A 12,514-nucleotide genomic window follows, 5' to 3' on the forward strand; every position below is an offset into this window, starting at 1 on the left:
GAAAATATTTCTATCTCTATTTAAACTTTGGTATTCTGAAATGCGGGAGTCTCATTGGCTTGTGAATTATTCCAATCTAAATAGCACCTTTTTATTTCCTTAAATTGAGTTAACGCTTTTATAAAAATATCTTTCTCCTCCGCACTTGCGGTTGATAAAAGCATTTCTGTATCCACGTTAGGTGTTGCCATTTCCTCACTTGAAATATATTGGGGAAAATCTAAAATTCGTTCCATTTCTTTCTCTGCTCGTAAATACTCATCTACAAGCTCTTTTACGGAATAACCTGGAATTATATTTGAATTAAGAAATAAAACCGGTAAAAAATTGTCACGCATTAATAAATATTGCAATAAAACCATTGAATAGGTACGACCTACCCCATCTTGAAAAGGATGATGCAATACATCGTGTTTTAAATAGGTAAATAAAGCAGTCAACTTCTCTTGTTTTGTTACAGCATTCTCTAATGCTTCTTCGAGTTGTTGAATATGAGCAGAACAAACTTCATCTAAAAAAGAATTACTGTCGATCTTATTTTCTTCTCGAGCGTTATAATAAATCACCGCACCCGCCTTCAAATTCGACCATATTTTATCAGCTAAAGAATGAGTATCCTCATTACAAAAACTTGAAATGAATTCGACACCATCCTTAGTTTGTATTGAAATATCAAGGCCAGACGTCCCCATTTTTGCCTCTACAGATTTTAAGTAATCAATCGTTTCGATTAATCCCTCTAGAGAATCAGTTTTAAGATCCATTTGCCATGAGGCGCCCCTACTTCGAAATTCCCCTGGGGTTTGATCCAGCATTTGATGTACATCCTTAGTACAGGTTTTATGTAGTTCTTTAAGAAAACCCAGTGTAAAAGGTTTACCAGATAACATATGCGCGATAGCGAAGCAAAGTCCGTTGGTCACATTTAATAAATAGCCTGGTTCATTGTCTTCGAATCCTAACCAACCTTGATGTTTGTTAAAAAGGGGGACAATACGTTCACCTTTTCTATCTTGAACATGCAATAAATTGTTTAGACCCGTTAAAGCCTCGTGATCGCCTAATTGTTCTGCGAGTTGGTATACATCTCCTATAGTGAGATCTCTTACAAAATCTGCAATTATAGAAACAGGAATCTCCTCAGCTTTCTCCTCAGGGATAGCACTCATTTTGGCAAACAATTTTCGATATAATTGCTGCCGAAAATCATAGCGAATCCTCTCCACAAAAAACCGCCAAAATTCATTTTCCGGGAATTTATTAAAAAATCTTTTCAGTTTATCTTCTTTAGAAATCCCAAACGCTTCTTTATTAAAAAAGTTATAGGTCATGATGTTCAAAAATTTTAAAAAACGATTAAAATTATTATAGACCAAATAGCGAACAACCTGTTCGCTTGTTGTTTTTACAAGAAAAATAGATAGAAAATCACCCAGCGCTATGGCTTCTATAGAGGCATAATCGAATTGACAGCATAACTGAACCAAATTACCTGATGAAAGCTTATTTTTATCAGTTCGGATGATGGATAAAAAAAATGAGCAGACTCCCTCTTTTAATTAAAACATAATTTTTTATCCAGCCCCGGGTTACAACCTTACCATCATCCAAACTAGAATTTGAATAAGATAGTTGGATCTTTTGACCCAACATTGGTTTTTATAGAGTATACAATCGCGCTAAATCTGATAGAGATTGATCAAGTGTTTCAAGTATAAAATTCACTTGCTCCTGATTAATGGTCAACGGCGGTGCTATTCGGAAGACATTACCGAACTGCCCACCTTTTCCAACTAACAACCCTTTATCCTTACATAGGTCCATTAACTGAAATGCTTCTTCAGATGCTGGAGTTTTTGTTATAGGATCTTTGACCAGTTCAATCCCTAAAAGCAAGCCGCGCCCTCGAACATCTCCAATCAGAGGATGTTTTTTTTGTAATTGTTGGAAACCATCCTTGAGGATATCCCCCATAATACGCGCATTTTCAACAAGCTGCTCTTCTTTAATGATTTCCAGTGTGAGCTTAGTTTGGATCATTTGCAATGGGTCACCTGCAAACGTATTAAAATACGTTTTGCCAGTCATAGTTTCCGCAACCTCAGTTTTCATAAGTACTGCCCCAACTGCCGCGCCGTTACCTAACCCTTTAGCCATGGTTACCATATCGGCATCAATATTCAAAGTTTTGGTCAATAACAGATCGCCCCCCCCACGTCCTGCTCCAGTTTGTACTTCATCACTGATGTATTTGCCACCATAGTTATGAACAATACGGGCGACCTCGGTAAAATAGTCATCAGGAGGAGTAATAAAGCCTCCTACCCCCATCACGGGCTCCAATATAAAAGCAGCTATTTTTCCATGCGTCGAATTTTGAATGGTTGTTTCAACATTTTTTGCACAGGCCAGATCGCAACTGTCAGGCTTTTGTTTAAATGGACAGCGGTAGCAATAAGGTTCCACAGCAGATGTTACTCCGGTAACTGGCTGCCCCCTGAATCTCCAAATTGAATGCCCACATGAGGCGAGCGCAGCAGAAGTACCGCCATGATAAGAGTGACGCACATTCACCACCATCGTTTCTCCGGTTGCGTGACGTGCTGCCATTAAGGCAAGTTCATTCGCCTCTGAGCCAGAATTGGTAAAGGATACCCTGTCCATACCATTAGGTGCTTCTTCAAGCAAACGTTCTGCGGTTTCGACGGGTGCCTGATTTAAATACAGAAGACTGGTGTGTTGAATTACATCATCTTCAATTGCTTCAATAAGTGCTTTTTTGATCTTAGGATGATTATGTCCTGCTGAGATGCAAACAATTCCACCTATTGCATCAAGGTAACGTGTTCCTTCAGAGTCCCATACATAAGTTCCCTGTGCTTTGACAAGCTGTATTGGCTCTTTATGGTAAAAACCAGCGGTAGGTAAAAAGTGTTCTTTTCTGAATTGAATTAGCTCTTCGTTTGAGCGTGTTTGTCTTTGATTATTGTTCTCAGTCATGAGGGTTGTTTCCTTTTATGCTTGTGAAGACTTGAACTAGTAAATAAAGAGTTTTTGCAGACTCCTTTTACTTCAAATTCTTGTTGATTTATTTTGAGATTAACATCTTGTGTTTCTTGAACACTATATTTTTTAGGGCTCATATCTTTATCCTTCTCCTTATTATATTTCGTTATTACAAATAAGTTGTATAAACCTATTTAAGGTGGCTAACAACTTACTTATTTTCCAACCTGCATCAACTTTTTTTAATATGCGTCATGATAGATGACATATTTCTTCAAAAAATAAAAGGGGGCTGAACAAATTTAATTTTCTTATTTTTTATATTTGGAAATGTTCAGTCAGTCACAATACATTGAGTTCTAAATTTCTGTAATATCAACTCATGAGACGCCTACATGACAGCTCAAACCACCATCGATAGTAATGCTGGCTCCATTAATAAACGCCGCTTCATCACTAATCAAATAATTCACAAGTTCAGCTATTTCTTGAGGGGTACCAATGCGTCTTGCAGGAGTTAAATGAATTACTTTCTCCATATGGTTAATAATCGCCGTATCTTGTACTCCCATCCGTGTATTAACGTAACCAGGACAAATTGCATTACAACTAATACCATGCTCACCCCATTCAGCTGCAATTGCTTTCGTATAACCAATAACACCGTGTTTGCTTGCAACATATGTAGAAGATAAGGCAGCACCCAAAAAACCTTGTATGGAAGCAATATTAACTATTCTTCCATATGATTGTTTTTTCATTTCGGGCAATAAGTAACGAGCAAAATGAAAAATACTTCTCAGATTCGTATTAATCACCCTATCCCACTCTGTATCAGTCACTTGATCGACAGTATGAAAAGGACCACCAAACCCCGCATTATTTACAATAATGTTGGGAAGGTTTCCTGCCTCTTTTAGCTGATTTAGAACATCTTCTACGAGTACACCATTCCCTACATCGCATTGATAAGCTTGAATGATTTTATTATGTTTCAGCTGTAGTACTTGAGCAAGCGAAACTATTGGTTCAAGATTAAGATCCAATAAAATTAAATGATCTGTTGTTTCAATAATTTTTTGTGCAATAGCAGCTCCAATTCCAGCACCAGCGCCAGTCACTAAAGCAATACGCCGTTTATTAGATTTCATTATAAAACTCCTTTTTCCGGCAATATTTCAATTTCATTAACCGCAATTTCTAAAGGTAAGAACACCAGCTGGGATAGACATCGGGCCACTAGCTCGGGATCCAACATATCACTTTTTGAAAAGCCTGGTCGATCGTTCCAGATTTCTGTATAAGTTGCACCTAATGTGACATGAGTAACCCGTATGTGAAAATGTTTTCCTTCTTCACCTAAATTTATAGATAAACCCTTTAGCCCCCACTTAGAGGCACCATAAGCTAAATTATTATTTAATCCGACTTTATTGGCTATAGAACCAATATTAATAATACGCCCCCCATGATGCTCTTTCATGATACGGTAAGCTTCTTTAGAGCATAAAAAGGCACCCGTTAAATTGGTTTTGATTATTAAATCCCATTCCGCAGTTGACGTATTTTCAATAGAATTGAAAATACCAAAACCTGCATTATTTACCAGTACATCTAAGGGATAATTCATGGATTTAAGCCAAGAAAACAGGCGTAATACAGAGCTTTCCTGTGTGACATCCAATTGTTGTAAATGAATTTCTCCTGGAGTCAATCTCATATTTTCTTGAAACTGTGCCTGCCTTGAGGTAACGATAACTGTAGCATTTTCCTTGATTAGGCTTTCTGCTAATGCTTTGCCAAGACCAATCCTTCCTCCAGTAATCAAAATTAATTTACTTGTTTTTTTTCCCATTACCTTTCCTATATAGTGATTTTAGTGTTCCGTTTCGATGAAAAATAAACGCATTTATCAATCTATAACTTTCTTGTTATCTGTTCATTAAACTCTTTTCTACGTTCTGATTCAGTTTCTAAAATACCCATAAAATGAGAGGTCACCATATAAGGATTTTGTTTATTTACACCACGAGCAACCATACATAAATGTTGGCACTCAATCATTACCCCAACCCCTTTGGGTTTTAAATGAGTGTGTATCGCCTCTGCAATTTCTACAGTCAATTGCTCTTGGATCTGGAGTCGGCGCGAAAAACATTCCACTATCCTAGCTAATTTTGATAATCCAACTACTTTATTATCAGGGATATAACCTATATGCACACGACCATAAAATGGCAGCATATGATGTTCGCACATCGAAAACATTTCAATATCACGAAGTAATACAAGTTGGTTGTATTGTTTTTTATTTGAAAAACAAGTGCTCAAAACTTTTGCCGGATCAATAGAATACCCCCCATATAATTCTTTCCAGCTATCTACGACCCTTCTTGGCGTATCTACTAAACCTTCTCTCTCTGGATTTTCTCCAATTAGCCTAAGTAACTTTTTGATAACGTCACCAGCCTCTTGATCATCCGTTTTTTGTTGTTCTTCATCCATATCTATTGAATATTTTTCAGCTTGCATTATAACAACTCCTCAAATGATGCTACCTATAAGTTTAGTTCATCAAATAGGGAGCAAACTACTCAAGAAAAAAAATGAAAAATCAAAACATGCCTTTAGTCCAAAATTTGGTCAAACTTTTTTTCAAGGTCTATAATTAGAGATAAAAAAACATGGAATAAAAAATGCAGTATTTAGAGCTAATTATTAATATTGGTTTTTCAATTTGCTTAATTGCGAATGCGGCGTTGTATATTCCTCAAATTTTTGCCTTATTAAAAGTAAAAAACTCAGAAGGCCTGTCGTTATTTACTTTTTTGGGGTTTAATATGATTCAATTGTTCACCTTATTTCATGGTTGGATTGTAAACGACCTTATTCTGGCTGTTGGTTGCATCTTCAGCTTAATCACTTGTGGAACTGTTTCTTGGCTCATTGCCTATTATAAATATTTTCAAAAAAAACCTTTGGATAATGTGGTGAGATAATTATGCCCAAGTTTGTTGAAGTGGAACATAAATTTTGCTTTGATAATAAGCAAAGCTTCAAAAAAGCAGAGTCGGCTATCTTGCGACTTTACCCTCTCCGTGATTATAAGGTTGATGTTGCTGAGCGTTATTTTCTTATAGATGGGTTAAATAATTTTATTATTCGACACAAAATTGATGAAGAGAAACAAAGCTTGACCCTAAAATCTTTTACCCCCGGAAAAGATTCACAAACACGGCTCGAGGTTGAAATTTCTTTAGCTCAAGAGCAGGGTGATCAGTTACAAACAGTAGAACAATTTTTAACCGTGTTCAATAGCTATAAAGAATATAAGTTGATGAAACATCTTCAAGTCTTCCTTTTCCCTGAAGCAGAAGTGGTTTTATACCAAGCAATTACTCAAGATAGGGAGTTGTATGCATTGGAAATCGAAAGCGTCAAGGAATCAAAATATCAAGCATTAAAACATATAAAGCAATTCGAACTACAATTAGGTCTAGATGTACGAAAACGCGAAAAACGTTGTTTGTTTGAGTTATTGTTTCAATATAGATAAAAAAACCTTTTAAATTAGAAAACCAGGGGTTATTTACAATTCGCTAGAAGACACAGTGGAACTGTAAACTGACCTTAATAATGTAGGGATACTGCAATGCAATCAGAGAATAAAGTAGCACTTGTTACTGGCGGGGCTAAGCGCGTTGGACGAAGTATTGTTGAAAAATTAGCGCAAAATGGTTATGACATTGTCATTAATCATCACGCATCTGATGAGCAAGCTATAGAGGTACAAAAAATTGTAGAACAATTAGGTCAAAAGGGTCTTGTGATAAAAGCGAATATTCGCTCTCTTGCAGAAATTCGTGATATGTTTGCTGCGATTCATGACTCCTTTGGTCGAATGGATTTATTGGTGAATAGTGCTTCGCTTTATGTAAATCATCCCTTCCCCTGCGAGGATTTTCAACTCTTGCATGATTCTTTTGAGGTAGGTGTATATGGAAGTCTCTATTGTGCCAACGAGGCAGCTAAAATCATGTTAAAGCAAGAGCGTGGAGCAATTATTAATATTATTGATTTATTTGCTTTTTACCCTCGTAAAAATATGATGTTTCATGGTATATCAAAAGCTGCACTAGCAAGCTTGACCCAATATCTTGCAGTAGAATTAGGACCAAACATTAGGGTTAATGCTATTGCACCAGGCCCAGTTTTGCCACCTGAACAATATTCAGCAGAGCGACAAATTAAATCAGCAGAACGTACCTTATTAAAACGCTGGGGAAAACCGGAAGATGTTGCCGGGGCTGTTTTATATTTGGCTGAGGCTGATTATATTACTGGGGACATTATGTTTGTTGATGGCGGCCGCCATATCACTATGAGCGATTAGAACCGCCCCCATAGAGTCACTCATCAAGATACCATACATCCTTCATTAATCCTTGATTATCACTTAGGTGATTCCTACCATCTCAATATTTTATTCATTAGCCAAATCAAATGGCCAAATCAAATTGATTTACTTAATGTAATCAACTGATATCATGCCATTTTTCTCCAATGAATAGGGATGTTAATCAACCATGTCACCCGAGTTAAAAGAAATTATTGAGAAACTGATTCAAGAATATCCTCACGATTATACAGAAATGCATGCTAAAAAAGCACACAGGAATGAATTAATAGAACAGCTAAATAAAGCGGAAGAATACATTAAATTATTACAATAAAAATCATATTAATTTGCTTGCTTGTACCACTCAAATACTCAAAATTGAGGCAATTTTAAAGCCAAACAAACAAGAAACTGAAACTCTACATAAGACACTGCCGCATCGTATCATGTTTTTCACCTGCGCTAAGAAAATGGAAAATGCTCAGGAAGAGCTTATCTCCTATTTGGATACAATTCTTAGAGACTATCCATGACCTTGCTCAATAATCAATGGGTTAAGAGCAGCGCTTTCTTGTTCTCACCTCCAACCTTCCCTCCCATAAGAATTAGATGCAGGTTGGGCCTTGGCCCAACACAAGCTTTCCTTCTATTTAAGACATGAGATATGTGGAGATAAATTCCGAATTATTGATACATTTTTGGATTGCTTCGAGACGTGATGCTTTAATTCTATTCGTAATTTCATGACCAGTATATTGCGAAGAGAGCTCTTTAGTATTAACTGATTTGGCTGCTTCAAAAGCATTACGTAATTGCTCAGCATAGGAGGTTTTTTGGGTGCAAAGCTCAAAAATATGCAGGCATTCATTTAAACGTTCTTTACTATAAAAAGCACCCATGTTGATTAATAAATCCAATACCCCCTCGGCATCTAATTCAGGAACACGACGAAATTGTGCTAAGTTTTGATTGATTAATAACGCCAAATCCCGGTATTGGTTTGGTACGTTAAATTGTTTGCAAAACTTAATTATTTCCTCTTTAGGCAGGTCATGCATCAAAGCAGCAAAACGTACCTTAAAAGAATCTTTATGATCGGCAGAGCGTTGGAGAGCCTTAATGCCAGCTCCTGGTATTTTGATACAAGGGAATAAAATACTATCTGCTCCACATTTTTTAAGAACATCAAAAAAATGTTCCGGATGAGATCCCATCACTGCACGTTCTAATTCCTTCCAGACTCGTTCAGCACTCAGTTCACTCACTTTATCTTCAACAACCATCTGTTCCATGAGTGCCATCGTCTCCTTGGCTACTTGAAAACCTAGGCAAGCGGCGAAGCGGGCTGTGCGTACTAATCGAAGCGGATCTTCAACAAATGCAGGTGATACATGCCGTAATATATGATTTTCCAGATCATCTTTTCCATGATAAGGGTCAATCAACTCGCCCAAACCTCCTTCTTCGAGTGGCTGCGCCATGGCATTGATAGTCAAATCTCGCCGTTTTAAATCGTCAATTATAGTGATTGAAGAAGATACATCGAACTCAAAACCCGTATGCCCTGGACCTACCCGCCTTTCGCATCGAGCAAGCGCATGTTCTTCTTTCGTTTCAGGATGTAAAAACACAGGAATATCTTTTGCTTCTTGACTCGCTATTGGCTTATAACCAAGTTTCAACATATCCTCACGAGATGCACCTTCAACAACCCAATCGTTGTCTTTAGGATGAGAGCCCAGCAATTTATCGCGTACTGCCCCACCTACTAAATAAATTTTCATAAGTCCAAAGTATAAAATTGAATTAAAATGTACATTTTAAATCCAAATTAGCAATATATCAACAATTATGCCTAATGGAGTACATTTTTTTGTTTATACTAAAATATGAACCAGATAGGACGAGGACTACAAAATGAATTTATATGCTGCTGCAATTGGGATAACTCCAGTCAAAGAAAATGGGGTGCAAACCACTTCACCCTTTTTTGCTTCGGTATTTTTATACGTACAAATTTTTTGTATAGCGATTGGGATTGCATTTCTATTTATTGCCTTTTATATGCTTCGCCCAAAAGAAGAGGAGCAAAAACGCATTCAAGACCAATTTCTGTTTTATTTGATCTTGGGACTTTTTTTCATTTTTTTCCCTTTTTTACTTGAATATTTTAGCTGAGTCACTCTATATCTTGCAGTCCATTATTTTGATTATCGCGGAAACATAATCCCAGCATTCGATCAAAGCGCCCCCTGGGACTTATTAATTCGCTGGCATCGACAAATTGGACTATAATTAAATAGCACTATTTTTTGCTGGAGCCCCTCATGTTAAGTTTATCCCTTAGAAAATATATGAAGGATCATGATATTGCCTATAAAACCATCAATCACCCTAGAGCATATACTGCTTCGCAATGTGCACAAGGCGCACATATTAAAGGCGACTATTTTGCTAAATCGGTTATTGTCAAATTAGATGGCAAATTTGTACTCATCGCCATTCCTGCAAATGTCCGTCTGGATTTAGAACAATTAAAAAACGAAACCCATGCCAAACAGGTAGAAATTGCTAAGGAGTTTGAGTTTCAAGATAAATTTGCTGATTGTGAAGTCGGCGCCCTACCGATTTTTGGTGAACTTTATGGCATGGATGTTTATCTTGCAGATAGCCTGGCACATAAAGAATGGTTAGTCTTTAATGCAGGTAATCATACGCAACTGCTAAAAATTAAATGTAATGATTTTTTAAACCTTGTTCATCCTAAAACGTTATCACAATGTTAAAAGGTTCATAAAAATCTATTGCTAAATTAGAGGCCAAAAGAGACTGTCTTCCCTGCTATTTCTTCATCAAAAAAGTGAAGAGGAATAGTTTTTGTCTTGGATTCATCTAAAGAATACTGGAAGTGATCTAAAAGGAGTTCATTGATAACCAGAGTCACTACGGAAATAACAATCGTGGTGAAGAAAAAATGGGTATATTCCATATCAAATTGGTATGTCAAAAGGGATGCTACAAGTAAGCTTAAACCACAAGCAATGGCTTTTCTAACCCTTTTATTCCAATAAATTGGGCCACTCTTTTCATTGAACATTTTTTGTTCGCGTCTTAATTGACTCAGTTGTTTTTCCTTAAAGTCACGATAATCTGAAGCTTTTTCGCGAAGATCTTTATACGAAATGGGGAAAAACAGGCAATTGGCGCTCTGGCTTATTGAGTTAAACCGTCTGCAACTTAAGGCAACAGAAGCCATATCCTTTGGGTTAATAATGTAATTATTCTCATTATCGCGAGCATTAAGAACCTCCAACAGCATCTCATCGGCAAGTTCATCAAACGGATCTTGATTTTTTTGATTGGTATTGTGCATTGTCTTTCCTTGATATTTACTCTCTATCCTAAAATCGCATTAATGCTGACTTATTTAAATCAAGCAGGAACATAAGGTGCAGACCTATACAAAAATTAAGATAGAAAACCTTTTAATTCTTATGCTTCTGAAACTGCTTTGGTTCCTTCATAATATCCTAAAAGACAGGTTCCTGCGGCAATTAACACGGTGCCTATCCACTGGAGTATGTTGATTTGCTCATGGAAAAAAATGTATGAAGTCAATGAAACCGTAATATAAAGTATGGCTGTAAGGGCTAATGCAATCGATAAACGAGTATCTTTGATAATTCTCATCCACAATAAAAAAGACAATAGCTCAAAAACATAAGCTAGAAAAAAAGGATAATTAGACAGCCAAACTCCTCCGCTAAAATTAAGCGCCGCAACTTTAAACAATAATTGTGCTGCAGTATCGCTACTCAGGAGTAAAACCCAAATGATTACTTTCAGCAAAGGTAATGTTTTGTTCATTTAGATTTGAGCTCCCGCAATTAATAAAATGCCGATACCAATCAGTGATACGCCAAGCAACTCTATTGAACTTAATGCTTCTTTTAAAAAATAACCCGAAGAAAAAATAATGAAAATTTTTTGTAAGCCAGTAATTGGATAAGCCACTGAAAGAGGAAGATGAGCTAGTAGATACATATAAATAACGAGGTCAGCAATATAAAATGACATCGCTAAATAGAACCAATAATCTTTGATGATACTCAGGTAATATCGAAAGCCACGCGCATCGATGTGGTCTATAGTGGCTTTTTTTAGGCAAACGTGCAGAAATGTCTCTGTCAAGGCACCGATTACGAATAAGATAAAATAATATAGGAATATCATTATCTGTCCTTGTAATTACGATATGAACTGGAATAGCCACAGTCCCCTTCAATTAAGTTATAAATACTCTGATTTATTTCATAGTGTTTTAGTATGTTCTTTTGAAATTCCGATTCATTTATTCTCGATAGTTTAGGATGATCGAATCGTGAAATAAATTGTTTCAGACGATTTTTAAAAATGGTTTGTTCTGTCTTTTCACCACAGATGTCAACTCCAACACATCGACGTGATTTTAATAACTGAATTACAGAGTACATTTCTTCTAATGAAATAACCCCTTGATCCCAATCGGTTTTAATTACATCCACATTCAGCACATCTTTATCAATACTTAAATAAAAAGGTAGGTCGTTATTACACAGGGCTAAAGCATTTTCTACAACAGCAATCCCTTGTTGCATCAATTCTCCTCCAGGAACACTAAGCATTTTTTTTTGAGCGATAAGCTGAGTTACCCCGAGTCGTTTTTCCACAGGACCATAACCTTGTGTTGCTCCAATATGAATTATTTTTTCACATAGAGAAATTTTAGCTGCCATATTAACCCAGTTTCCACAAGAAAATTGAGGTGGAATGAACGAGCAATCGGTATGATTATCAAGAATAACTAAAATAAAGGGTTCAGTAAGTCGAGTAAGTAATGGATAAGTGAGATGATGAAAGTCACCGGATCCCATAAAAGTTATATAGGGTTCATTTGCGAGTTCATTAATTATTTTTTTGCATTCTTGGAGGATTTTCATCGACCCATATAATCTTAGTTCTTGCTCAAGAGTCCTAAAATCAAGTGTTAATGCCTGCTGCCAATGATCGTGCATGTAATGAAGTGTGGAGTGATGCTGATCGGTTAACAGGAGCAATGGTTTCATGATT

Annotated in this window: 16 protein-coding genes; 6 read left to right on the forward strand and 10 right to left on the reverse strand. The window is 36.5% G+C overall.

Annotated elements, in window-relative coordinates; all coding sequences use genetic code 11:
• Positions 1–20 precede the first annotated feature (20 nt).
• The 5 genes from EL022_RS12010 to folE form a co-directional block, all read right to left on the reverse strand.
• Positions 21–1,487: a hypothetical protein gene (locus EL022_RS12010; RefSeq protein WP_035900438.1), complete on the reverse strand. Its 1,467-nt coding sequence runs from the start codon at positions 1,485–1,487 to the stop codon at positions 21–23.
• A gap of 172 nt (positions 1,488–1,659) precedes the next feature.
• Entirely contained in the window at positions 1,660–3,000 is a 1,341-nt protein-coding gene (locus tag EL022_RS12015; protein ID WP_028380336.1) for an aspartate aminotransferase family protein, read from the reverse strand.
• Positions 3,001–3,386: 386 nt separating this feature from the next.
• On the reverse strand, positions 3,387–4,157 hold the full coding sequence (locus EL022_RS12020; RefSeq protein WP_035900436.1) for an SDR family NAD(P)-dependent oxidoreductase: 771 nt from the start codon (positions 4,155–4,157) through the stop codon (positions 3,387–3,389).
• Complete coding sequence (locus EL022_RS12025) at positions 4,157–4,861, reverse strand: SDR family oxidoreductase (RefSeq protein WP_035900435.1); 705 nt, start codon at positions 4,859–4,861, stop codon at positions 4,157–4,159. The genes EL022_RS12020 and EL022_RS12025 overlap by 1 nt, the downstream gene beginning before the upstream one ends.
• Positions 4,862–4,923: 62 nt before the next feature.
• The gene (gene folE, locus EL022_RS12030) at positions 4,924–5,538 is read right to left on the reverse strand and encodes a GTP cyclohydrolase I FolE (protein WP_237761299.1); all 615 of its coding nucleotides are present in this window, start codon (positions 5,536–5,538) and stop codon (positions 4,924–4,926) included.
• Between the two features lie 164 nt (positions 5,539–5,702).
• Here folE and EL022_RS12035 point away from each other — a divergent pair, with 164 nt between their 5' ends.
• The 4 genes from EL022_RS12035 (at position 5,703) to EL022_RS16100 (ending at position 7,739) form a co-directional block, all read left to right on the forward strand.
• On the forward strand, positions 5,703–6,005 hold the full coding sequence (locus EL022_RS12035) for a hypothetical protein (RefSeq protein WP_028380332.1): 303 nt from the start codon (positions 5,703–5,705) through the stop codon (positions 6,003–6,005).
• Between the two features lie 2 nt (positions 6,006–6,007).
• On the forward strand, positions 6,008–6,562 hold the full coding sequence (locus EL022_RS12040; protein WP_028380331.1) for a hypothetical protein: 555 nt from the start codon (positions 6,008–6,010) through the stop codon (positions 6,560–6,562).
• A gap of 96 nt (positions 6,563–6,658) precedes the next feature.
• On the forward strand, positions 6,659–7,399 hold the full coding sequence (locus EL022_RS12045) for an SDR family NAD(P)-dependent oxidoreductase (protein WP_028380330.1): 741 nt from the start codon (positions 6,659–6,661) through the stop codon (positions 7,397–7,399).
• Between the two features lie 193 nt (positions 7,400–7,592).
• On the forward strand, positions 7,593–7,739 hold the full coding sequence (locus tag EL022_RS16100; RefSeq protein ID WP_155832647.1) for a hypothetical protein: 147 nt from the start codon (positions 7,593–7,595) through the stop codon (positions 7,737–7,739).
• A 316-nt stretch (positions 7,740–8,055) separates the two neighbouring features.
• On the opposite strand, the gene EL022_RS12050 is transcribed toward EL022_RS16100, so the two are convergent.
• Entirely contained in the window at positions 8,056–9,189 is a 1,134-nt protein-coding gene (locus EL022_RS12050) for a tRNA nucleotidyltransferase/poly(A) polymerase-related protein (protein ID WP_028380329.1), read from the reverse strand.
• A gap of 133 nt (positions 9,190–9,322) precedes the next feature.
• On the opposite strand from EL022_RS12050, the gene EL022_RS12055 reads away from it, so the two are divergent.
• Together EL022_RS12055 and EL022_RS12060 are read left to right on the forward strand one after the other, a co-directional pair.
• On the forward strand, positions 9,323–9,583 hold the full coding sequence (locus EL022_RS12055) for a hypothetical protein (protein ID WP_028380328.1): 261 nt from the start codon (positions 9,323–9,325) through the stop codon (positions 9,581–9,583).
• Between the two features lie 149 nt (positions 9,584–9,732).
• Positions 9,733–10,191, forward strand: coding sequence for an aminoacyl-tRNA deacylase (locus tag EL022_RS12060; RefSeq protein WP_028380327.1), 459 nt, complete (start codon positions 9,733–9,735; stop codon positions 10,189–10,191).
• 26 nt (positions 10,192–10,217) lie between these two features.
• Here EL022_RS12060 and EL022_RS12065 read toward each other — a convergent pair whose 3' ends face one another.
• The 4 genes from EL022_RS12065 to EL022_RS12080 all read right to left on the reverse strand — a co-directional run bounded on the left by EL022_RS12065 (position 10,218) and on the right by EL022_RS12080 (position 12,510).
• Positions 10,218–10,778: an F-box protein gene (locus EL022_RS12065; protein ID WP_028380326.1), complete on the reverse strand. Its 561-nt coding sequence runs from the start codon at positions 10,776–10,778 to the stop codon at positions 10,218–10,220.
• A gap of 119 nt (positions 10,779–10,897) precedes the next feature.
• Entirely contained in the window at positions 10,898–11,272 is a 375-nt protein-coding gene (locus EL022_RS12070; protein WP_028380325.1) for an EamA family transporter, read from the reverse strand.
• Positions 11,273–11,638 carry a DMT family transporter gene (locus EL022_RS12075; protein ID WP_028380324.1) on the reverse strand — a complete coding sequence of 122 codons (366 nt, stop codon included), beginning with the start codon at positions 11,636–11,638 and terminating at the stop codon, positions 11,273–11,275.
• Positions 11,638–12,510, reverse strand: a complete 873-nt coding sequence (locus EL022_RS12080; protein WP_028380323.1) for an arginase family protein — start codon at positions 12,508–12,510, stop codon at positions 11,638–11,640. Before EL022_RS12080 ends, EL022_RS12075 begins: the two co-directional genes overlap by 1 nt.
• Positions 12,511–12,514 lie beyond the last annotated feature (4 nt).

The sequence above is a fragment of the Legionella cherrii genome, from assembly GCF_900635815.1.
In the GTDB taxonomy this organism is placed as follows: Bacteria; Pseudomonadota; Gammaproteobacteria; order Legionellales; family Legionellaceae; genus Legionella; species Legionella cherrii.

Excerpts from the sequence above, each read along its gene's own strand:
- EL022_RS12025 (WP_035900435.1), bottom strand. The coding sequence starts at position 4,861 with ATGGGAAAAAAAACAAGTAAATTAATTTTGATTACTGGAGGAAGGATT.
- EL022_RS12040 (WP_028380331.1), top strand. The coding sequence starts at position 6,008 with ATGCCCAAGTTTGTTGAAGTGGAACATAAATTTTGCTTTGATAATAAG.
- EL022_RS12070 (WP_028380325.1), bottom strand. The coding sequence starts at position 11,272 with ATGAACAAAACATTACCTTTGCTGAAAGTAATCATTTGGGTTTTACTC.
- EL022_RS12045 (WP_028380330.1), top strand. The coding sequence starts at position 6,659 with ATGCAATCAGAGAATAAAGTAGCACTTGTTACTGGCGGGGCTAAGCGC.
- EL022_RS12065 (WP_028380326.1), bottom strand. The coding sequence starts at position 10,778 with ATGCACAATACCAATCAAAAAAATCAAGATCCGTTTGATGAACTTGCC.
- EL022_RS12055 (WP_028380328.1), top strand. The coding sequence starts at position 9,323 with ATGAATTTATATGCTGCTGCAATTGGGATAACTCCAGTCAAAGAAAAT.
- EL022_RS12015 (WP_028380336.1), bottom strand. The coding sequence starts at position 3,000 with ATGACTGAGAACAATAATCAAAGACAAACACGCTCAAACGAAGAGCTA.
- EL022_RS12075 (WP_028380324.1), bottom strand. The coding sequence starts at position 11,638 with ATGATATTCCTATATTATTTTATCTTATTCGTAATCGGTGCCTTGACA.
- EL022_RS12050 (WP_028380329.1), bottom strand. The coding sequence starts at position 9,189 with ATGAAAATTTATTTAGTAGGTGGGGCAGTACGCGATAAATTGCTGGGC.
- EL022_RS12060 (WP_028380327.1), top strand. The coding sequence starts at position 9,733 with ATGTTAAGTTTATCCCTTAGAAAATATATGAAGGATCATGATATTGCC.
- EL022_RS12080 (WP_028380323.1), bottom strand. The coding sequence starts at position 12,510 with ATGAAACCATTGCTCCTGTTAACCGATCAGCATCACTCCACACTTCAT.
- EL022_RS12035 (WP_028380332.1), top strand. The coding sequence starts at position 5,703 with ATGCAGTATTTAGAGCTAATTATTAATATTGGTTTTTCAATTTGCTTA.
- EL022_RS16100 (WP_155832647.1), top strand. The coding sequence starts at position 7,593 with ATGTCACCCGAGTTAAAAGAAATTATTGAGAAACTGATTCAAGAATAT.
- folE (WP_237761299.1), bottom strand. The coding sequence starts at position 5,538 with ATGCAAGCTGAAAAATATTCAATAGATATGGATGAAGAACAACAAAAA.
- EL022_RS12020 (WP_035900436.1), bottom strand. The coding sequence starts at position 4,157 with ATGAAATCTAATAAACGGCGTATTGCTTTAGTGACTGGCGCTGGTGCT.